Origin of the sequence: Nocardia arseniciresistens (assembly GCF_046764875.1) — a bacterium.
Lineage (GTDB): Bacteria > Actinomycetota > Actinomycetes > Mycobacteriales > Mycobacteriaceae > Nocardia > Nocardia arseniciresistens.
Genome location: NZ_JBKORD010000008.1, coordinates 330093 through 348845 on the forward strand (window position 1 = coordinate 330093; position 18753 = coordinate 348845).

The window sequence follows — 18753 nt, forward strand, 5'->3', positions numbered from 1 at the left end:
CGAATGATGTTGTGGCGTGGTGGCCCGAATGGTGTTGTGGCGTGGTGCTCCGAATGGTGCTGCGTCGTAATGTTCCGATACTGCAGTGCCGGGAGGCGACCGGTGGCCTGCGGCTCCTGTCCGTTGACCGTCCGGACCAACCGACCATGACCATGACCATGAGCTGGTGGCCTCGCGTATCACGCGAGTAAATCTCGTGCCTCGCGAGTCTCTGGCGCGTACCGTCGGCGGCCATGCCCACCGGAACCGCCGAAAAGTCCGAGCCGTTGCGCGAGCGACTGCGCGCTGCTCTGCCCGTCGCGTTGAAGGCGCGAGACCGCAACGCCATTTCCGCGTTACGGTCCGCGCTCGCCGCGATCGACAATGCCGAGGCCATCGATACCGTCGACCTCCGAGCCGGTGCCATCGAGACCAGCGCTATCGGCCTCGGTGCGGCCGAGGCCCGCCGCCGAGATCTCAGCGAAGCCGACATCGAGCACATTGTCCGTACGGAAATCACTGAGCGCATCACAGCCGCAACCGAATACGACACCTTAGGGCGTGCTGCCCGCCGCGATTCCCTGCACGCCGAGGCCGCCGCCCTGGATGCCCTCCTGTAGCCAGGAGCTTGTGGGCCAAAGGAAGTCGGCCACCCGTTGTGCGCCGCTGTTGCAGGTCGAGGCGGCCGACCTGGTCGCGTGCAACAGCCCGAGGCCATGATCCTTGGTGTCCTCCGGGAGGGGCGATGCTCCCCCCGTTGTAAACCCACCACCCTGGATGTCTCGCAGGTAAACCGACGCCGTCAGCCGTCAGCCGTCAGCCGTCAGCCGTCAGCCGGGACACTCCGCCGGTCACGGTGACTTGGCCCCGGCGAGATCGGTCGTCGGCAGCACGCGCCTGTACTCGGTTGCGATGAAACCTCGATGGACCGAACGGGCGGCCCGTGGGCACCGTTCTTGTGCGTCCGGCCGTAGGCAGGTGAGTCGGGGTCAGCGGTGCGCTTGAAGGGTTGTTGGTAGCGCCCCGATGTACTTGCTCGCGATGAAACGCTGGACCAGCCGGACCACCGGCCCGCCGAGGCGCGCGTACCAGGTCGCGTTGCGGGAGAACGCGGTCACCGAGCCGTGCACGGATTCGTCGGCGGGGTCGTACTCGACCGCGAAGAGTTCCTCGCCGATCTCCGGGTGACCAGGCAACGTGCCGTAGGCGAAGCCGCGCCGATCGGGCTCGTCGAGCACGTACACCACTCGGCATGGCGCGATAATTGCCAAGGGGCCGAAGCCGAGTCGCACGGTCAGCCGGGTGCCCAGCTCGGCGGTCGGCGTGCTCGCCTCGTGAAAGATGCCGGTGCTCTTCTGCATTCGATACGCCAGAATCTCCGTGCCGGCCTGGTCGAACAATGCCCGCCCATAACCGATCCGCCGCCGGAGCCGGAACCGGTGGTACCCCTCCGGCATCGGCCCCTTCGTGGCACCGACCTCGGAATAGGTGAACGGAGGGTCGCCGAGCGCGTTGTCCATTAGTCGATCCTTGTCCTCTGAACGGGGGTTCGGAAGGGATCGTCGACAAACTCACCGGTTTCGGCCATCGCTGGAGACAGGCTCGAGCCGCAGGGGAGTGGTATGCAACAACCCCAGCGGATCCACATACTCACGCCGATTTCGCCCACCCGCTTCTCGCCGCGCACCCCAATGCAAACACGCTGCCGCCGCGCAGCCTTCGTGACCGGCCTCCAGCTTCCCGATCAGGGTCCCGCGCGAGACTCGACTTCCCACCGAGACCGCCGCCTCGACCGGCTCATAGGTCGTCCGCAGCCCACCGGGATGGTCGATCGACACCGCCTGCTTGCCCGCCACCTTCCCGGCGAACGCGACGATCCCGTCTCCGGCCGCCAACACCGCCTGACCGGCCGATCCGGCCAGGTCGACGCCGCGATGCCCTGGCAGCCAGTCGTGCTCCAACTTGTCGAATCTCCGCTCGACCGGCGGCCGCGGCTGCAACGGCCACGCGAACCGACCGGTCGGAGCAGCCGCCACCGGCTGCTCCGACACCGCGCCGAGCAGGACGGCGATACCGACGACAACCGACAGGCTCCGCCGCCTGCCCGCCCTACTGGTGCGGTTCATCCGAGATTCAGTGTGCAGGCAACGGAAGCGGGACCTGCCGAACGAGTTCCAGCAGTCGGAGCAAATCGCCGACGATGCGCGGCACGTCTCCCGCGGAACCCGCCCCACTCCCACTCACGGCCCCGGAGAACGACGGGTTGAGACGCAGCAGCCCCGGCAATGATCCGATGTCAGGGACCGACAGCAAACCCGCACCGGCCGAGCCGGTCGACGGCAATCCCGGAGCGGACGAGCCGGTCACCGACGGCAGCCCGGCACCGTCGGACGCGGGGACCGACCGCACCAACGCGCCCACAGACCCGGTGCCCACAGCGAGCACTCCCTCCCAACCGTTCGGTGCGGGACGGGGCGGCAAGGACGCGTGGATCTCCGACGGCAAAAGTGCAACAGGTTCGTAGGTCTCCCGCGGCGCGGCCGTAGCACTGTGCGCCAGCACCAGGGACCCCGCGAACACAAGTGGAATGAACATTGTCGTGAAAATGCTGATGCGATTCATTCATCAACCCTCATCCCGCCGAACGCTCCGCAGCAGCCCGATCCGCCGATTGTGCACAACATCGTCGACTGTGGACATCACGTATTTCACCTGCAAAACAGCCCTTCACACCGGCTCCGTCGAGGCCGATTTAGCCGTAGCCCCTTCGAGCCGTAGACTGATCGAGCGGTCTGTGCATGCATGGGCCGACTTCGCGCGCCACCCCGTGCTTGTTCGCAACGGCGCTGTTCGAACCGAAGCTCGTTTTCGAGATCTTTCGAGGCAGCGTATGTGCAGAGCAGGGAGTCGTCGGCTGGTCCCGGTCTTGATTGGTCGGGTCCGATGATTCGGAGGCGCTAGGGCAGTAGGTCACCGACCTGCTGCGTCAACCGGCAAACGAAAGAAGGATACGAGGGCTATGCCTGTCGTAACAATGAAGGAGCTGCTCGACAGCGGCGCACACTTCGGACACCAGACACGGCGCTGGAACCCGAAGATGAAGCGGTTCATCTTCACCGACCGCAACGGCATCTACATCATCGACCTGCAGCAGACGCTGACCTTTATCGACAAGGCCTACGAGTTCGTCAAGGAGACTGTCGCCCACGGTGGCACCGTCCTCTTCGTCGGCACCAAGAAGCAGGCCCAGGAGTCGATCGCGGCTCAGGCGACTCGCGTCGGTATGCCCTATGTCAACCAGCGCTGGCTGGGTGGCATGCTCACCAACTTCTCCACCGTGCACAAGCGCCTCCAGCGCCTCAAGGAGCTCGAGGCAATGGAGCAGACCGGTGGCTTCGAGGGTCGCACCAAGAAGGAAATCCTCATGCTCACGCGTGAGATGACCAAGCTCGAGCGCACCCTCGGTGGTATCCGTGACATGGCCAAGGTGCCTTCGGCCATCTGGGTTGTCGACACGAACAAAGAGCACATCGCCGTCGGCGAGGCGCGCAAGTTGAACATCCCGGTCATCGCGATCCTGGATACCAACTGCGATCCCGACCTGGTCGACTACCCGATCCCGGGTAACGACGACGCGATCCGTTCCGCCGCACTGCTGACCAAGGTCGTCGCCTCCGCGGTGGCCGAGGGCGTCAAGGCGCGTGCGGGCGCGTCCTCCGGTGACGACAAGCCGGAAGCCGGCGCGGGCGAGCCCCTCGCCGAGTGGGAGCAGGAGCTGCTCGGCGAGGCAGCTCCCGCCACGGCCGAGGCCCCCGCGGCTGAGGCCCCCGCCGCTGCGGCTGAGGCCCCGGCCGAGGTCGAGACCGCTGCTGAGGCCGCAGTCGCCGAGGTTCCGCCGGCCGCCACTCCGGCCGACTTCTGAGCCTCTCGACGGCTTTTGTTCACCTTGCCGGCCTCTTCCCGTACGGGAGGGGTCGGCAAGGTGGTGTTACCACCCATTGACAACACACAGGAGGATCGCCCCCGATGGCGAACTACACCGCCGCTGACGTGAAGCGGCTGCGGGAGCTCACCGGCTCCGGAATGATGGATTGCAAGAACGCGCTGGTCGAGACCGAGGGTGATTTCGACAAGGCCGTCGAGCTGCTGCGTATCAAGGGCGCCAAGGATGTCGGTAAGCGCGCCGAGCGCTCCACCGCCGAGGGCCTGGTCGCCGCAAAGGGAGGCGTGCTCGTCGAGATCAACTCCGAGACCGACTTCGTTGCCAAGAACGCCGAGTTCCAGAACCTGGCCGACCGGGTCGTGACCGCTGCCGCGGCCGCCAAGCCTGCCGACCTGGATTCCCTCAAGGCGCTGAAGCTGGACGGTGGGACGGTCGACGAAGCCGTACAGGGCCTCGCGGCCAAGATCGGCGAGAAGCTCGAGCTGCGTCGCGTTGCGGCCTTCGACGGCCAGACCGCCACCTACCTGCACAAGCGCGCCACCGACCTGCCCCCGGCCGTCGGTGTGCTGGTCGAGTACACCGGCGAGGGTGACGCTGCCCTCGAGGCCGCGCGTGCCGTCGGCATGCAGGTCGCCGCGCTCAAGGCGAAGTACCTGACCCGCGACGACGTCCCGGCCGACGTGGTGGAGAACGAGCGCCGCATCGCCGAGCAGACCGCGAAGGAAGAGGGCAAGCCGGAAGCGGCGCTGCCCAAGATCACCGAAGGCCGCGTCAACGGCTTCTTCAAGGATGTCGTGCTGCTCGAGCAGTCCTCGGTCACCGACTCGAAGAAGACCGTCAAGGCCCTGCTGGACGCTGCCGGTGTCACCGTGACCCGCTTCGCCCGCTTCGAGGTCGGCCAGAACTGATAGCCCCGCAAACCCCTCGCACCCCGGATGGTGTGCGAGGGGTTTCGGCTGTCCGGGCGGGCCGTGACCGGCTTTGCTCCGGGCTTCGGAGGGGGCTTCCTGCTCCCGTCGAATCCGAATAAGGCAGGATATGGGGCGCTCTGCCTATGTCTGCCGAGAAAATCGAATCCACCGCCGAAGGAGACGAACACCCATGACGGACCCCGGGACCGACCGCCCAGGATATCGCCGGGTGCTCCTGAAATTGGGTGGAGAAATGTTCGGCGGCGGCAAGGTCGGGCTCGATCCCGATGTGGTGCAGACGGTCGCCGCGCAGATCGCCGAGGTGGTTTCCTCCGGCGTGCAGGTGGCGGTGGTGATCGGCGGCGGAAACTTCTTCCGTGGCGCCGAACTCGAGGAGCGCGGTATGGACCGCGCCCGTTCGGACTACATGGGCATGCTCGGCACCGTAATGAACAGCCTTGCGCTGCAAGACTTTCTGCAGCAGCAGGGCATCGACACCCGCGTGCAGACAGCGATTACCATGGGTCAGGTCGCCGAGCCGTATCTGCCACTGCGTGCCAAGCGGCATCTCGAAAAGGGTCGCGTAGTCATCTTCGGAGCCGGTATGGGCATGCCTTACTTCTCCACCGACACCACCGCCGCCCAGCGTGCGCTGGAGATCGGTGCCGAAGTGGTGCTGATGGCCAAGGCCGTCGACGGGGTTTTCACCGCCGATCCGCAGCTGGACCGGACTGCGACCATGTATACCGAAATCACTCATAAAGAGGTCATCGAGCAAGATCTGAAGGTTGCCGACGCGACGGCTTTCAGCTTGTGTATGGACAACCAGATGCCGATGCTGGTGTTCAATTTGTTGACGAAGGGCAATATTGCCCGGGCGGTCGCCGGTGAGAAGATCGGCACATTGGTTCGGTCTTGACCCCGCGACCCTGCGGATCATGACGTGACGACGCTGTGGAGGAAACGGTCGTGATTGATGAAACGCTCTTCGATGCCGAGGAGAAGATGGAGAAAGCCGTCTCTGTCGCGAAGGACGATCTAGGGTCCATCCGCACCGGTCGCGCGAACCCGGGCATGTTCTCCCGAATCGTCGTCGACTACTACGGCTCGTTGACCCCGATCACCCAGATGTCGAGCATCTCCGTGCCGGAACCGCGCATGGTGGTGATCAAGCCTTATGAACAGGCGCAGATGGGCCCGATCGAGACCGCGATCCGCAATTCCGATCTCGGGGTGAATCCGACCAACAACGGTGACATCATTCGGATCTCGATCCCGCAGCTCACCGAGGAGCGCCGCCGAGAATTGGCCAAGCAGGCCAAGGGTAAGGGTGAAGACGCCAAGGTCTCGATTCGAAGTGTGCGCCGCAAGGCCATGGAAGAATTGGGCCGTATCCAGAAGGATGGCGAAGCGGGTGAGGACGAGGTCGGGCGCGCCGAAAAGGAGCTCGACAAGGCCACCGCGCGGTATGTCGGCCAGATCGATGAGCTGGTCAAGCACAAAGAAACTGAACTGCTCGAGGTTTGACGCCCCACCGGCGTGAGCACAGCCTGAGGCCCGCCCGGGCGGGGGACGAACGGAACGACGAGTTGAGCGACGGGACATTCGTGGCCGAGAACGCCGCCGCGACCGGTGCGGCCAAGGAGCCGTTGCCGGACAACGGCACACCTGATGCGATGAGCGGGCCCGCGGTGGCGGACACCGGGCGGGCGAGTGAACCCGTGCCCGCGGCTGGTGATGCGGTGGTCGCGGATCCGGGCGGTGCTGTGAGGGGTGCCTCGGAACCTGTTGCGGCAGAAACTTTTTCGCCAGAGTTCGCAGCGGTGGAAGCTACGGTTGCGGAACCGGCGCCGGAGGTGCCCGCACCGAGCTCGCGCGCGGGCCGGAATCTGCCCGCCGCGCTTGCCGTCGGATTCGGCCTCGGTCTTTCGCTGATCGCGATTCTGCTGTTCGTTCCGAAGGTGTTCATCGGGGTGGCGGCCGCAGGCGTCGGCGTCGCCACCTGGGAGGTCGCCAAGCGGCTGCGCGAGGCGGATGTCCTCGTACCGAGGATTCCGCTCATCATCGGCGGTCAGGCCGTGTTCTGGCTGGGCTGGCCGTGGGGTGCGAGCGGGGTGGCCGGTGCGTTCGCGGCCACGACGCTGATTTGCATGGTTTGGCGATTGTTCGACCACGGCTTGCAAACCGCACCGCGAAACTTCTTGCGCGACACTGCGATCACCATCTTTACCCTGGCCTGGATTCCGCTGCTGGCATCCTTCGCGACGTTGCTGCTGCTGGAACCGGACGGCAACCTGCGGGTGCTGACCTTCATGATCCTGGTGGTCTGCTCCGACGTCGGCGGCTATGTGGCGGGCGTGCTGTTCGGCCGCCACCCGATGGTGCCCTCGATCAGTCCGAAGAAGTCCTGGGAAGGCTTCGGCGGTTCGTTGGTCTTCTGCGTCATCGGCGGGCTGCTGACGGTCACCCTGCTGTTGGACGCCAACTCGATGATCGGCGTGGTGCTCGGCGTCGGCCTGGTCCTGGTCGCGACGGTCGGCGACCTCATCGAATCCCAGATCAAACGGGAACTCGGTATCAAGGACATGGGCACCCTGCTACCCGGCCATGGCGGCATCATGGACCGCCTCGATTCGATGCTGCCCTCGGCGTTCGTTTCCTGGCTGGTGCTTTCCGCTTTCCTCTGACACCGGGAACGGCGACCAGCGGTCATGCGCGTTTGGCGACCCGCCTGAGCTGCACGATGCGCACTCCGCCTACGAGGGCCATCACCAGGGCGCCCGTGATCACCGAAAGCAGCACCAGGATGCCGACCGGCAACGAGAATTCCCAGAACAACAATTCCACCCGTTGCTGTTCGAGGTTCTGCAAGATGAAGATCAGCACCAGGATCCCGATCAATGCCGCGACGATGAGACCGATCCAGGTGTATCCGGTTCTCGACTTCGCCAACGACCTGGCGACGGGCGTCGGCGGCGTGGCGGGGACATAAGGTTCTTTCGGCTGACCGAGCGGCGGCTCGGACGACTCGTCAGCGTGGCTCGTCATGGTCCGATCATTCCCGATCGCTATGGTCGGCGCACGCATTTTCGGCGCTGGTGATCCGCATGTCGCCGTACTGGAACACCGCAGCCGTTTTGCGTGGTCATCCCGGCTCCTGACAGTGACCTTCGTCGCGTCGGACGTCGCGATGGTCACCTTCGGTCGGCATCGCGCCCAAGGGATGGGACACTGGAGAAACTATGACCGTCTCCCTGCCGCTCGTCTTCGATGCTCCGCGCCGTGGTATGCCCCCTCGGCACCTCGCCGACCTGGATGCCGACGGACGCCGCGCGGCCATCGAGGAGCTCGGTCTGCCCAAGTTCCGTGCCGACCAGGTCGCCCGGCAGTACTACGGACGGCTACAGGCGGACCCCGAGCAGATGACGGATCTACCGGCCCCGGTCCGCGAAAAGATCGGCGCTGCCCTGTTCCCGCCACTCATGTCGGTCGTCAAGCATGTGGCATGCGACGCGGGCGAGACGCGAAAGACGTTGTGGCGAGCGGGCGACGGCACCCTGCTGGAGAGCGTGCTCATGCGCTACCCCGACCGCGCCACCCTCTGCATCTCCAGCCAAGCAGGCTGCGGCATGGCCTGCCCCTTCTGCGCGACCGGCCAAGGCGGCCTGAACCGCAACCTGTCTACCGCAGAGATCGTCGACCAGGTCCGAGCGGCGGCCGCCGCCATGCGTGACGGCGAAGTCGCAGGCGGGCCGGGCCGCCTGTCCAACATCGTCTTCATGGGCATGGGCGAGCCACTGGCCAACTACAAACGCGTAGTCGCGGCGGTCCGCCGCATTACCTCACCCGCGCCGGACGGCTTCGGCATCTCCCAGCGCAACGTGGTTGTCTCCACCGTCGGCCTTGCCCCCGCCATCCGCAAACTGGCCGATGAGGACCTCTCGGTCACCCTGGCCGTCTCCCTGCACACTCCCGACGACGAACTCCGCGACACCCTGGTTCCGGTGAACAGTCGCTGGCCGATCTCCGAAGTCCTCGAGGCCGCCCGCTACTACGCCGACAAGAGCGGCCGCCGAGTCTCCATCGAGTACGCGCTTATTCGCGATATCAACGATCAACCGTGGCGTGCGGACATGCTCGGCAAGAAGCTGCACAAGGCTCTCGGCTCGCGTGTACACGTCAATGTCATCCCGCTGAACCCGACCCCGGGCAGCAAGTGGGACGCCAGCCCGAAACCTGTTGAGGCCGAGTTCGTTCGGCGCGTCAATGCCCAGGGCGTTCCCTGCACCGTCCGCGACACCCGCGGCCAGGAAATCGCCGCGGCCTGCGGGCAGTTGGCAGCCGAGGGCTAGGGCCTCCGGGCAGCACGCCGGTGTATCAGCGCTGTAGCCGCTGTACCGCGTCGTTCATGTGCTCGACAAGCAGGGCCCGGGCACGGGTTACCGGTCCGGCCCCGATTGCCTCCCGCAGCTCGACGTGTTCCCGGGCTTGCTCACGCAGGTCCGGATAGGCCGTCTGTAAGGCGCCCAGGCACATTCGGGTTTCGATCAGCAGCGTGCGGGCCGCACGCACAAGTCGCGGGCTGCCCGCGCTGTCGACCAGCGTCTCGTGGAAGGCTTGGTCAGCGTCGGATACCCCTGCGGCGTCGCCGTTTTCGGCGCTCACGCTCATGTCGGTCACGCTGGGACCGAGGGCGGCGTAGGCGATGTCGCGGCGGCCGTCGAGGATGAGCGCGAGCGCGCCACCCTCGATCGCGGTCCTGGCCCGATAGATATCGATGACGTCGCCGAGGGTCAGTTCGATGACGAAGATGCCGCGATTGCGGACGGCGAACAGCAAACCCTCGGAGAGCAGTCGCTGCATCGCTTCGCGCACCGGGCCACGTGAAACTCCGAACCGCGCCGCGAGGTCGGCCTCCCCGAGCTGAGCGCCCGGCGCGAGATTGCCGTGCATGATCGCGTCCCGCAGTCGGTCGGCGATCATCTCCGCGGTCGATTGCTGGTTGACCGGCTCGAAATCAACGATCGACATGGGTGCGCCTTTCGGAGAAAAGACTGCCCAGAGCGGTAGCCGCCGCAGTGTTGTCACCTGCCAGTCGCAGGCCCTCCCAGATGGTGACCTGGTTGGCGGTCAGCACGGTCTTGCCGAGAGCGGCCTCCAATTCCGGGAGCACCGCAAGGGTGTGCATGGCGGTGTCGGGAATCAGCAAAGCCTGCGCGTCGGGGTGATCGTTATCCGCCGCCAAAGCGCGGACCTGCGCGGGAGTCAGGGTGCCGACCTCGGCGGCGGTGTCGATGCCCGCGCTCGACATCGAAACCACCTCGATTCCGGCGTCGGCAAGGAACTCGACGAACAGTCGCGCGACCTCGTCGGGGTAGCTGGCGGCGATGGCGACTCGGCGCACGTCGAGCGCGTTGGCTGCCGCGACGAAGGCGAGGCTGGTGCTCGACGCCGGCACACCCGCGGTCTCCGACAGTGCGCGCACCTGTTCACGGGCGCCCTGCGGTCCGTACACGAAACTGCCCGAGGTGCAGGCCCAGATGATCGCGTCGGGACGGTGCGGCGCCAGCAATTCGGCGCCGTGGCGCAGCTTGTCCGGGCTGCCGAGATCGAGCAGTTCGGGGATGGCGTGCAGATCGGTGCCGTAGATATGGGCCACCGGCAGCCGAGCGCCGAGAACTGCCGCGGCAAGCGGGTAGTCGTCCTCGGCCGCGTGATCGGGGTAGATGAAACCGACGGTGGGTATCTGCATGGGTTGTCCAATCAGAAAACGTTGAGTAGCCACTTTCCAGGACCCATCATCGGCAGCTTCATCCGGCCGAGGCATGCCCACATGGTGAGCTGATTCGCGGTGATCACGGGCTTACCGAGGGCCTGTTCGAGTGGCTCGATGACGTCGTAGGTGGGCAGGTTGGTACAGCTGACGAAGATGGCCTGCGAGCGCGGGTCGTCGGCGCCGATGATGCGTTCGGCGATGGTGCGGTAGTTGACCTTCCAGATGCCGCCGCCCAATCCGAGATGGTCGGAACGGATCACCTCGCAGCCTGCCTCGCCGAGGAAGTCGTGCAGTTTGTGCGTGAGGATTTCGTCGTACGGGGTGAGCACCGAAAGCCTGCTGATGTCCAGATGTCGAATCGCCTCTACGAGCGCACCGGAGGTGGTGACGGCATCCTGCGCCCCTGCGAGACAGATCGTGTCGCGCAGTGACTTCTCGTATGACAAGCCCTTGATGAAACTGCCCGAGGTACATAGGTAGGCAACCACTTCGGGCTCCACGTGCAGCACGTCGCGGGTCGCCGCGGTCAGGTGCGTGGGGTTGGACACCAGCTCGGCCATCTCCAGCGAAACCGGGACCGGTTCGTAGGGTGTCCTGGCTAGGTGCAAGCTGACGTCCAGGGGTGCCCAGCGCCATAGTTCGCGTTCGAGCGCGAGGTCGAACGGTGCGATGATCCCGATACCCCGTTGGGCGACAGGGCCCTCGATATCGGGAAAGCTGAATTCCACAACGGCCCCTCTTGTGCTCAGCGGGAAAGACCTCCGAACACGATCGGATTGTTGACAATCATACGATGTGATTTTAGTGTGTCAATGTGGAACAGGGCCCAATTGTCACCGTCCTGCACAGTGGCAGTGTGCCGGGCGCGGATCTCATGGCCCCGGTGGCCAGTCGCGCAGAAGTGCGCTACACCGAAGCGTCCGGGCTTGCCGATGCGGTGCGCGGTGCCGAGGTGCTGTTCGTCTACGACTTCCTGACTCGCGCGATTCCCGATGCCTGGCACGCCGCCGATCGGCTGCGTTGGCTGCACATGGGGTCGACCGGAGTCGATCCGGTGATGTTCCCCGAACTGCGAGCGAGCGAGGTGGTGGTCACCAATACGCGCGGTGTGTTCGACGCTCCCATCGCGGAGTACGTCCTGGGTCAGATCCTGGGCTTCGCCAAGGACCTGACGGGATCGGTGCGCTTGCAGCAACAGCACGAATGGCGCCATCGCGAATCCGAGCGGATCGCGGGCTCGAGCGCCCTGATCGTCGGAACCGGCTCGATCGGCCGCGCCATCGCACGACTACTGCGCGCCGCGGGGATGACCGTGCGGGCGGTGGGCAGGCAGGCGCGCGCGACCGATCCGGATTTCGGCACCGTCGCTACCGATCTCTACGCCGAGCTGCCGACGGCCGACTATGTCATCGCTGTCGCGCCGTTGACCCCGCAGACCAGGGAAATGTTCGATGCCAAGGCATTCGCCGCGATGAAGCCGCATGCCAGGTTTGTCAACGTCGGTCGTGGGGAACTCGTTGTAACCGACGACCTTGTCGCCGCGCTCAGCACGGGATCGATCGCGGCAGCGGCACTCGATGTGGTGGATCCAGAGCCGCTACCAGCGCAGCATCCGTTATGGGACCTACCGAATGTCCGTATCACTCCGCACAATTCGGGTGACTTCATCGGCTGGCGAACCGAGATCGTCACGACGTTCACCGAGAACTTCGACAACTGGATCGCTGGCCGGCCATTGGACAGCGTGGTCGACAAGGAACTGGGGTACGTGCCCAGCTGAAGGAGTCCATGCCATGAGCGAACGAAGTGAGCGAATCATGTGCCATCGCGCCGTGCGCATGCCAGGACCGAGCGTCAGCGAGGCACAGGCATGAGCTATCCCGACATCAACAGTGCCACGCAGCCGGCTGCGATGACCGCCGTCGAGCTGGTCACCGCCTACGCGGCCGGAGTCCTCTCTCCGGTCGAGGCGACCGAAGCGGTCCTCGAGGCCATCGCGGCCCGTGACGGCGAGGTGAACGCTTTCTGTCTGGTAGATCCCGATCGTGCGCTGGTGCAGGCGAAGGATTCGGAGGCGCGTTGGCACTCCGGCTATGCCCGCGGGCTGCTCGACGGTGTGCCGATCTCGATCAAAGACATCTTCCTTACCGAGGGCTGGCCGACCAGGCGCGGCTCGACCTCGGTCGATCCGAGCGGACCATGGGCGGTGGACAGCCCGGTCGCGGCCCGGCTGCGCGAGGACGGCATGGTGTTCGTCGGGAAGACGACGACACCCGAGATCGCCTGGAAGGCGGTCACCGACAGCACGCTCACCGGTATCACCCGCAACCCGGCCGATCCATCGACGACGGCAGGCGGCTCCTCCGGCGGTAGCGCCGCCGCGGTGGCGGCGGGGATGGGCCCGGTGTCGGTCGGAACCGACGGCGGCGGCAGCATCCGCATCCCGGCCTCGTTCTGCGGCATCGTCGGCTTCAAACCGACGCACGGCAGGATCCCGCTGTATCCGGCCAGTCCGTTCGGTCCGCTGGCGCACGCGGGACCGATGACCAGGACCGTCGAGGATGCCGCATTGCTGATGGACATCCTGTCGCTACCCGATCCGCGCGACCCGACCGCGCTTCCGCCCACGCAGACGACCTTCCGTGGCCAGCTGACGCGCGATGTGCGCGGGCTGACCGTCGCGTACTCGCCGACCCTCGGTTATGCCGAGGTCGACCCGGAGGTCGCCGCGATCGTGGATGCGGCGATGCGGCGACTGGCAGAGGCCGAGCTTCGGGTGGTCGAGGCCGACCCGGACTTCGGCGATCCGCTCGAAGCGTTCGAAGTGTTGTGGGCCGCCGGTGCGGCGACCATGCTGGCGAAGTTCCCGGACGGCGCGCGCGAGCAGGTGGACCCTGGCCTGGGCGCGGTATGGGGACGTGGCGAATCCGTCGGGGCTGTCGATTACCTCAACGCACGCGACGTGGCCGCCCAACTCGGTATCAAGATGGGTGCTTTCCACGCCACCTACGACGTGCTGATCACCCCGACGATGCCGATCACCGCATTCGAGGCAGGCCACGATGTCCCGCCGGGCAGCGGCCTGGACGGCTGGCCGCAATGGACACCGTTCACCTATCCGTTCAACCTCACCCAGCAACCCGCGATCAGCATTCCGGCGGGCACCACCCGTGCTGGTCTGCCGGTGGGCCTGCAAATTATCGGGCCCCGTCACTCAGATGATCTGATCCTCGCCGTCGCCCGCTACGCCGAGCAGGTGCTGGCCGCCTGATCCTCGGCGGGATCGGATCATCTGAGTGCTGTGCGATTTGCGGGGCGCTCGCGTGACTTGCGCGGGCGCTGGTGCGATTTGCGCGGGCGCTGGTGCGATTTGCGCGGGCGCTGAGGTGATTACGCGCGTGCGAATGCCAGAGTTTCGCCCTGGACACCTTGCAGCCAGAGGGTGTTGCAGGCAGTCGCGAGGTCGGTCAGGCCGTCTTCGATAGTGGCGAAGACATTGCCGGGAACCCAGCCCATGTCGCCGTTGATGAGCAGGTTGTTGCGGCCGTAGAAGAGCGCGAGATCGGTGGCGCCCTGGTCGTGATGCGCCGTCGAGCCCGGCTCGTAGCCATAGGCTGGGTTGCCGATCTCCCACGGTTCGAAATCGAACAGGCACACGTCACCGGGGATAGGGGTGACGGTCGGGTTCTCCCGGTGCGGGGCGGCGCCGATCCGTGGCACGAGGGTGTACACCTCGTTGCGGGCGTATTTGGCGTGGAACGCGTCGCCCTCCTGCGGCAGCGCGTCCCACACCGCCTCGCATGTTCGGGGTGCCTCCGCGTCGAGCAGTCGGGCGCGGCAGGTCACGCCTGCCTTCGTCAGCGTGATGGTGATATAGCGGGCCATCGGTCCTGCTTTCCTGGTCATCGCCCCGAGGCGACCTCGTTGGGTGTGGGGAGGGCAGCGAGTCCGCTAGCGACCTGCAAGCAGTCGCAAGCGGACCGTTTCGAGCGACCTGCAAGCAGTCGCAAGCAGACCATTTCGAGCGACCTGCAAGCAGTCGCAAGCAGACCATTTCGAGCGACCTGCAAGCAGTCGCAAGCAGCGGACGCGCACGTTTACAACTCGGCGAGAACCGCCGACCAGATCGCGAGCGCGTCGTCGATCTGCGTATCGGTCACGATCAGCGGTGGGATCATCCGCACCACATTCATGTGCGCACCACAGGTGAGCAGCATCAGCCCCTTCTCGACCGCGAGCCGCTGGGCGGCGACGGCCGTTGCGGCATCGGGTTCGCCTGTCGCGGTGGTGAATTCGGTGCCGGCCAGCAGTCCGAGGCCACGCACATCGCCGATCGCCTTTGTAGCGCTGTTACGCAGCCCGGCCAGTAGCTGTGCGCCGCGCGCGGCGGCGTTGCCGACCAGCCCCTCCGATTCGATCACATCGAGCGTGGCGACAGCCGCCGCGCAGGACACCGCGTTGCCGCCATAGGTTCCGCCCTGCGAACCCGGCCACGCCTTGGACATCAGTTCGTGGGACGCGGCGATCCCCGACAGCGGGAACCCGCTTGCCAGTCCCTTCGCGATGGCGATGACATCTGGGCGCACCTCGAAGTGCTGATGTCCGAAGAACTTTCCGGTCCGTCCGAAACCGGTCTGGATCTCGTCGAAGATAAGCAGAATGCCGTGCCGATCCGCGCGCTCGCGCAACCCGTGGAAGAACGCGGTATTGCCGGGAACATATCCGCCCTCGCCCAGCATCGGCTCGACCACGAACGCGGCGGTCTCGGCGGGAGAGGTGACGGTGGCGAAAATGTAGTCGAGCTCGCGCAGCGCGAAGGCGGTGGCCTCCTCTTCGGTCCAGCCGTAGCGGAACGCGGTGGGGAATGGCGCAACGTGCACACCGGACATGAGCGGACTGAACCCGGCGGAGAAGCGGGTGCCCGAGGTGGTCATGGTCGCGGTTGCGACGGTGCGGCCGTGGAATCCGCCATGGAAGACGACGACGTTCGGTCGTCCGGTCGCCTGGCGGGCCAAACGCAGTGCGGCCTCGATGGCCTCGCTACCGGAGTTGGCGAAGAACAGTGATTCGAGGCCCTCGGGCAGCACCGTGCCGAGCCGTTCGATCAGCTCGAGCAGTGGCCGATGCATCACGGTGGTGTATTGGCCGTGGATCAGGCTGGCGACCTGCGCCTGGGCCGCCGCCACCACATGTGGGTGGCAATGTCCGGTACTGGTCACGCCGATGCCCGCGGTGAAGTCGAGATAGCGGCGGCCGTCGGTGTCGAACAGGTAGCAGCCCTCGCCGTGATCGACGGTTATCGGGGTGGCCTGCTTCAGAACGGGGGATAGCTCGGTCATGGTGATCCGCCTCCCGGGGCGTTGTGGAGCGCGCGTCCGCAGATTGTCTATTGTCGGATTGTCGACAATATGCATAACATGAGCGCGGGGTCCGCAGCAATGGGGCGCCTGTGCTCGGCCCGACATGAAAGGAGCCCGCGCCATGCTCATCGAGACCACCCTGACCGCGGCGGAACGTGCTGCGATCGACACCGTGCCCACCGGACTGTTCATCGGCGGGCGGTGGCGGGACACCTCCGACACACTGCCGGTCACCGATCCGGCCACCGGACAGCTGTTGTGCGAGGTGTCCGACGCCGATCCGGCCGCAGGGCTCGACGCCCTTACCGCGGCCGATCGAGCGCAAACGGAGTGGGCGCGCACGCCGCCTAGACAACGCAGCGACATCTTGATGCGCGCCTACCAGGCGCTGCTCGCCGATACCGAACGACTCGCGCTGATCATGACCCTGGAAATGGGCAAGCCGCTGGCCGAGGCCCGCGGCGAGATCGCCTACGCGGCAGAGTTCTTCCGCTGGTTCGCCGAGGAAGCCGTCCGCCTCGACGGCGGGTATATGCCCGCCCCCGCGGGCGGTTCGCGCTTCATGGTGACCAAGCAGCCGGTCGGACCGAGCGTGCTCATCACGCCGTGGAACTTCCCGCTGGCCATGGGCACCCGCAAGATCGGTCCCGCGCTGGCCGCCGGGTGCACCTGCGTGGTGAAACCCGCTGAGCAGACGCCACTGTCGATGCTGGCGCTCGCCGACATCCTGGACCGGGTCGGCGTCCCGCCCGGTGTCGTGAATGTGATCACCACCTCCGATCCGAGTGCGGTGATGACCCCGCTCATTCTGGACAGCCGCTCGCGCAAACTGTCGTTCACCGGTTCGACCGCGGTCGGCAAACTGCTGCTCGAGCAGTGCGCGCGGACGGTAATGCGCACCTCGATGGAGCTCGGTGGCAACGCGCCGCTCATCGTGTTCGACGACGCCGATCTCGACGAGGCCGTCGAGGGCGCTGTCCAGGCGAAGATGCGCAATATCGGGCAGGCATGCACCGCGGCGAATCGAATCTTCGTGCAGCGCGGCATCGCCGATGAATTCTCCGCTCGGCTTGCCGCCCGGCTGGAGGCACTGCCGATGGGGCGGGGCACCGAGCCAGGAGTCGTCGTAGGTCCGCTCATCGACGCCGACGCGGTGGCGAAGGTGCAGACCCTGGTCGCCGACGCCGTCCGCAGGGGCGCGACTGTGCGCACCGGCGGCACGGCACTGGACGGGCCGGGGAACTTCTACCCCGCGACCGTGCTGACCGGAGTGCCGGACGACGCCGAGATGTGCCACACCGAGATCTTCGGACCGGTCGCGGCGATCGGCACATTCGACACCGAGGACGAGGTCGTCGCGCGCGCCAACGACACGCCTTACGGCTTGGTGAGTTACGTCTTCACCGAAAATCTGCGGCGCGGATTACGGGTATGCGAGGCGTTGGAAGCTGGCATGGTGGGGCTGAACCAGGGCGTCGTATCGAATCCCGCCGCACCATTCGGCGGTGTGAAGGAATCGGGATTGGGCCGAGAAGGCGGCCTCACCGGCATAGACGAGTTCCTGGAGACCAAGTACATCGGAGTACGGCTGTGAGCGAGCTCAGCGAACAAACCGACAGCCCGGCGACCTATCGCATCGCGACCATTCCCGGCGACGGTATCGGTGTCGATGTGACCGTCGAGGCCGTCGCGGTGCTCGATGCGGTGCTGCCCGGAATCGAATGGACCGAATTCGACTGGTCTTGCGAGAACTATCTGCGCACCGGAGCGATGATGCCCGCCGATGCGCCCGAACTCCTGGCCGGATTTGATGCGATCCTGCTCGGCGCAGTCGGATTCCCCGGTGTCCCCGACCATGTGTCGTTGTGGGGGTTGCTCATCCCGCTGCGCCGCGCCTTCAGCCAGTACGTGAATCTGCGTCCCGTTCGGCTGCTGCCTGGCACCGAATCGGCATTGCGCGACCGCACGGCCGAGGACCTGGACATCCTGATCGTGCGGGAGAACTCCGAGGGGGAATACTCCTCGATCGGCGGCACGCACAACCCCGGCCGCCCGGACGAATTCGTCCTCCAGGAATCGGTATTCACCCGAGTCGGCTGCGAACGGATCATCCGCTATGCCTTCGAGCGAGCCACCGAACGCGACGGCCGATTGTGCTCGGCCACCAAATCGAATGGTCTCATCCACTCGATGCCCTACTGGGACAGTGTGTTCGAGCGCATCGCCGCCGAGTACCCGCAGGTCACGACCCGGCAACTGCATGTCGATGCGCTCGCCGCCGAAATCGTGCTGCACCCCGATCGGCTGGACGTGATCGTCGGGTCGAATCTGTTCGGCGACATCCTGTCCGACCTCGCCGCCGCCGTGACCGGTGGGCTCGGCCTCGCCCCTTCGGGCAATATCAACCCCGACCGCTCGACGCCGTCGATGTTCGAGTCGGTTCACGGCAGCGCGCCCGATATCGCCGGACAGGGCATCGCTAATCCTGTCGCGCAGATCCTGGCCGGAGCCATGTTGCTCGACCACCTCGGCGAGCACACCGCTGCGGCCGCGGTCGATCGCGCGGTCTGCGACGTACTGCGCGAAGGACGTGTCCGCACCCCTGATCTCGGCGGCGCCGCGACGACCAGTGACCTCGGTAGCGCCATCGCGCACCGTGCGGCCGAATTGGCAGCATCCGAAAGGGTTGCCATGCGCGCGTAGCGAAGACGACCGGACCGCGGCAAGTCCACATTCGCCACCACAAGGCGATGCGCGCGCGGTGCGGGATAGAAAGGAATACTC

General features: G+C 65.9%; 20 protein-coding genes. 11 read left to right on the plus strand and 9 right to left on the minus strand.

Going from position 1 to position 18753, the window contains the following annotated elements:
- The first annotated feature begins 233 nt into the window (after positions 1–233).
- Positions 234–599, plus strand: a complete 366-nt coding sequence (locus ACLMAJ_RS17325) for a GatB/YqeY domain-containing protein (RefSeq protein ID WP_412014725.1) — start codon at positions 234–236, stop codon at positions 597–599.
- Positions 600–968: 369 nt separating this feature from the next.
- Here the strand turns inward: ACLMAJ_RS17325 and ACLMAJ_RS17330 are convergent, their stop codons facing one another.
- From ACLMAJ_RS17330 to ACLMAJ_RS17340, 3 genes are read right to left on the minus strand one after another with little or no spacing between them, the layout of a single operon-like run.
- Positions 969–1499 carry a DUF1990 domain-containing protein gene (locus ACLMAJ_RS17330; protein ID WP_412014726.1) on the minus strand — a complete coding sequence of 177 codons (531 nt, stop codon included), beginning with the start codon at positions 1497–1499 and terminating at the stop codon, positions 969–971.
- Between the two features lie 51 nt (positions 1500–1550).
- Positions 1551–2105, minus strand: coding sequence for a M23 family metallopeptidase (locus tag ACLMAJ_RS17335; RefSeq protein WP_412014727.1), 555 nt, complete (start codon positions 2103–2105; stop codon positions 1551–1553).
- Positions 2106–2112: 7 nt separating this feature from the next.
- A complete protein-coding gene (locus ACLMAJ_RS17340) occupies positions 2113–2574 on the minus strand; it encodes a hypothetical protein (RefSeq protein WP_412014728.1) in 462 nt (153 codons plus the stop codon).
- 424 nt (positions 2575–2998) lie between these two features.
- Here ACLMAJ_RS17340 and rpsB point away from each other — a divergent pair, with 424 nt between their 5' ends.
- From rpsB to ACLMAJ_RS17365, 5 genes are all read left to right on the plus strand, one after another.
- Positions 2999–3901 carry a 30S ribosomal protein S2 gene (rpsB, locus tag ACLMAJ_RS17345; RefSeq protein WP_412014729.1) on the plus strand — a complete coding sequence of 301 codons (903 nt, stop codon included), beginning with the start codon at positions 2999–3001 and terminating at the stop codon, positions 3899–3901.
- A 104-nt stretch (positions 3902–4005) separates the two neighbouring features.
- Entirely contained in the window at positions 4006–4830 is an 825-nt protein-coding gene (gene tsf / locus ACLMAJ_RS17350; RefSeq protein WP_412014730.1) for a translation elongation factor Ts, read from the plus strand.
- Positions 4831–5023: 193 nt separating this feature from the next.
- A complete protein-coding gene (pyrH, locus tag ACLMAJ_RS17355) occupies positions 5024–5752 on the plus strand; it encodes a UMP kinase (protein ID WP_412014732.1) in 729 nt (242 codons plus the stop codon).
- Between the two features lie 50 nt (positions 5753–5802).
- On the plus strand, positions 5803–6360 hold the full coding sequence (frr, locus tag ACLMAJ_RS17360) for a ribosome recycling factor (protein ID WP_412014733.1): 558 nt from the start codon (positions 5803–5805) through the stop codon (positions 6358–6360).
- Positions 6361–6440: 80 nt separating this feature from the next.
- Positions 6441–7520: a phosphatidate cytidylyltransferase gene (locus tag ACLMAJ_RS17365; RefSeq protein WP_412014809.1), complete on the plus strand. Its 1080-nt coding sequence runs from the start codon at positions 6441–6443 to the stop codon at positions 7518–7520.
- Between the two features lie 22 nt (positions 7521–7542).
- On the opposite strand, the gene ACLMAJ_RS17370 is transcribed toward ACLMAJ_RS17365, so the two are convergent.
- A complete protein-coding gene (locus ACLMAJ_RS17370; protein ID WP_412014734.1) occupies positions 7543–7881 on the minus strand; it encodes a LapA family protein in 339 nt (112 codons plus the stop codon).
- Between the two features lie 194 nt (positions 7882–8075).
- Between ACLMAJ_RS17370 and rlmN the strand changes: the two genes are divergently transcribed.
- Positions 8076–9185, plus strand: a complete 1110-nt coding sequence (rlmN, locus tag ACLMAJ_RS17375) for a dual-specificity RNA methyltransferase RlmN (protein ID WP_412014735.1) — start codon at positions 8076–8078, stop codon at positions 9183–9185.
- A 25-nt stretch (positions 9186–9210) separates the two neighbouring features.
- Here the strand turns inward: rlmN and ACLMAJ_RS17380 are convergent, their stop codons facing one another.
- From ACLMAJ_RS17380 to ACLMAJ_RS17390, 3 genes are read right to left on the minus strand one after another with little or no spacing between them, the layout of a single operon-like run.
- Entirely contained in the window at positions 9211–9864 is a 654-nt protein-coding gene (locus tag ACLMAJ_RS17380) for a GntR family transcriptional regulator (protein WP_412014736.1), read from the minus strand.
- Positions 9851–10585: a maleate cis-trans isomerase family protein gene (locus tag ACLMAJ_RS17385; protein WP_412014737.1), complete on the minus strand. Its 735-nt coding sequence runs from the start codon at positions 10583–10585 to the stop codon at positions 9851–9853. The genes ACLMAJ_RS17380 and ACLMAJ_RS17385 overlap by 14 nt, the downstream gene beginning before the upstream one ends.
- 11 nt (positions 10586–10596) lie before the next feature.
- Positions 10597–11337, minus strand: a complete 741-nt coding sequence (locus ACLMAJ_RS17390; protein ID WP_412014738.1) for a maleate cis-trans isomerase family protein — start codon at positions 11335–11337, stop codon at positions 10597–10599.
- An 86-nt stretch (positions 11338–11423) separates the two neighbouring features.
- Here ACLMAJ_RS17390 and ACLMAJ_RS17395 point away from each other — a divergent pair, with 86 nt between their 5' ends.
- Together ACLMAJ_RS17395 and ACLMAJ_RS17400 are read left to right on the plus strand one after the other, a co-directional pair.
- The gene (locus ACLMAJ_RS17395) at positions 11424–12389 is read left to right on the plus strand and encodes a D-2-hydroxyacid dehydrogenase (protein ID WP_412014739.1); all 966 of its coding nucleotides are present in this window, start codon (positions 11424–11426) and stop codon (positions 12387–12389) included.
- A 90-nt stretch (positions 12390–12479) separates the two neighbouring features.
- Positions 12480–13880, plus strand: coding sequence for an amidase (locus tag ACLMAJ_RS17400; RefSeq protein WP_412014740.1), 1401 nt, complete (start codon positions 12480–12482; stop codon positions 13878–13880).
- 119 nt (positions 13881–13999) lie between these two features.
- Here ACLMAJ_RS17400 and ACLMAJ_RS17405 read toward each other — a convergent pair whose 3' ends face one another.
- Positions 14000–14494 carry a DUF3830 family protein gene (locus ACLMAJ_RS17405; RefSeq protein WP_412014810.1) on the minus strand — a complete coding sequence of 165 codons (495 nt, stop codon included), beginning with the start codon at positions 14492–14494 and terminating at the stop codon, positions 14000–14002.
- Between the two features lie 212 nt (positions 14495–14706).
- The gene (locus ACLMAJ_RS17410) at positions 14707–15948 is read right to left on the minus strand and encodes an aspartate aminotransferase family protein (protein WP_412014741.1); all 1242 of its coding nucleotides are present in this window, start codon (positions 15946–15948) and stop codon (positions 14707–14709) included.
- 142 nt (positions 15949–16090) lie between these two features.
- Between ACLMAJ_RS17410 and ACLMAJ_RS17415 the strand changes: the two genes are divergently transcribed.
- Positions 16091–17563, plus strand: coding sequence for an NAD-dependent succinate-semialdehyde dehydrogenase (locus ACLMAJ_RS17415; RefSeq protein ID WP_412014742.1), 1473 nt, complete (start codon positions 16091–16093; stop codon positions 17561–17563).
- Positions 17560–18672: a tartrate dehydrogenase gene (locus ACLMAJ_RS17420; RefSeq protein ID WP_412014743.1), complete on the plus strand. Its 1113-nt coding sequence runs from the start codon at positions 17560–17562 to the stop codon at positions 18670–18672. The genes ACLMAJ_RS17415 and ACLMAJ_RS17420 overlap by 4 nt, the downstream gene beginning before the upstream one ends.
- Positions 18673–18753: the final 81 nt, after the last annotated feature.

Bases quoted from the DNA above. Each gene is read 5' to 3' on its own strand.
- ACLMAJ_RS17325 (WP_412014725.1), top strand. From the start codon at position 234: ATGCCCACCGGAACCGCCGAAAAGTCCGAGCCGTTGCGCGAGCGACTG.
- ACLMAJ_RS17330 (WP_412014726.1), bottom strand. From the start codon at position 1,499: ATGGACAACGCGCTCGGCGACCCTCCGTTCACCTATTCCGAGGTCGGT.
- ACLMAJ_RS17335 (WP_412014727.1), bottom strand. From the start codon at position 2,105: ATGAACCGCACCAGTAGGGCGGGCAGGCGGCGGAGCCTGTCGGTTGTC.
- ACLMAJ_RS17340 (WP_412014728.1), bottom strand. From the start codon at position 2,574: ATGTTCATTCCACTTGTGTTCGCGGGGTCCCTGGTGCTGGCGCACAGT.
- rpsB (WP_412014729.1), top strand. From the start codon at position 2,999: ATGCCTGTCGTAACAATGAAGGAGCTGCTCGACAGCGGCGCACACTTC.
- tsf (WP_412014730.1), top strand. From the start codon at position 4,006: ATGGCGAACTACACCGCCGCTGACGTGAAGCGGCTGCGGGAGCTCACC.
- pyrH (WP_412014732.1), top strand. From the start codon at position 5,024: ATGACGGACCCCGGGACCGACCGCCCAGGATATCGCCGGGTGCTCCTG.
- ACLMAJ_RS17370 (WP_412014734.1), bottom strand. From the start codon at position 7,881: ATGACGAGCCACGCTGACGAGTCGTCCGAGCCGCCGCTCGGTCAGCCG.
- rlmN (WP_412014735.1), top strand. From the start codon at position 8,076: ATGACCGTCTCCCTGCCGCTCGTCTTCGATGCTCCGCGCCGTGGTATG.
- ACLMAJ_RS17380 (WP_412014736.1), bottom strand. From the start codon at position 9,864: ATGTCGATCGTTGATTTCGAGCCGGTCAACCAGCAATCGACCGCGGAG.
- ACLMAJ_RS17385 (WP_412014737.1), bottom strand. From the start codon at position 10,585: ATGCAGATACCCACCGTCGGTTTCATCTACCCCGATCACGCGGCCGAG.
- ACLMAJ_RS17400 (WP_412014740.1), top strand. From the start codon at position 12,480: ATGAGCTATCCCGACATCAACAGTGCCACGCAGCCGGCTGCGATGACC.
- ACLMAJ_RS17405 (WP_412014810.1), bottom strand. From the start codon at position 14,494: ATGGCCCGCTATATCACCATCACGCTGACGAAGGCAGGCGTGACCTGC.
- ACLMAJ_RS17410 (WP_412014741.1), bottom strand. From the start codon at position 15,948: ATGACCGAGCTATCCCCCGTTCTGAAGCAGGCCACCCCGATAACCGTC.
- ACLMAJ_RS17415 (WP_412014742.1), top strand. From the start codon at position 16,091: ATGCTCATCGAGACCACCCTGACCGCGGCGGAACGTGCTGCGATCGAC.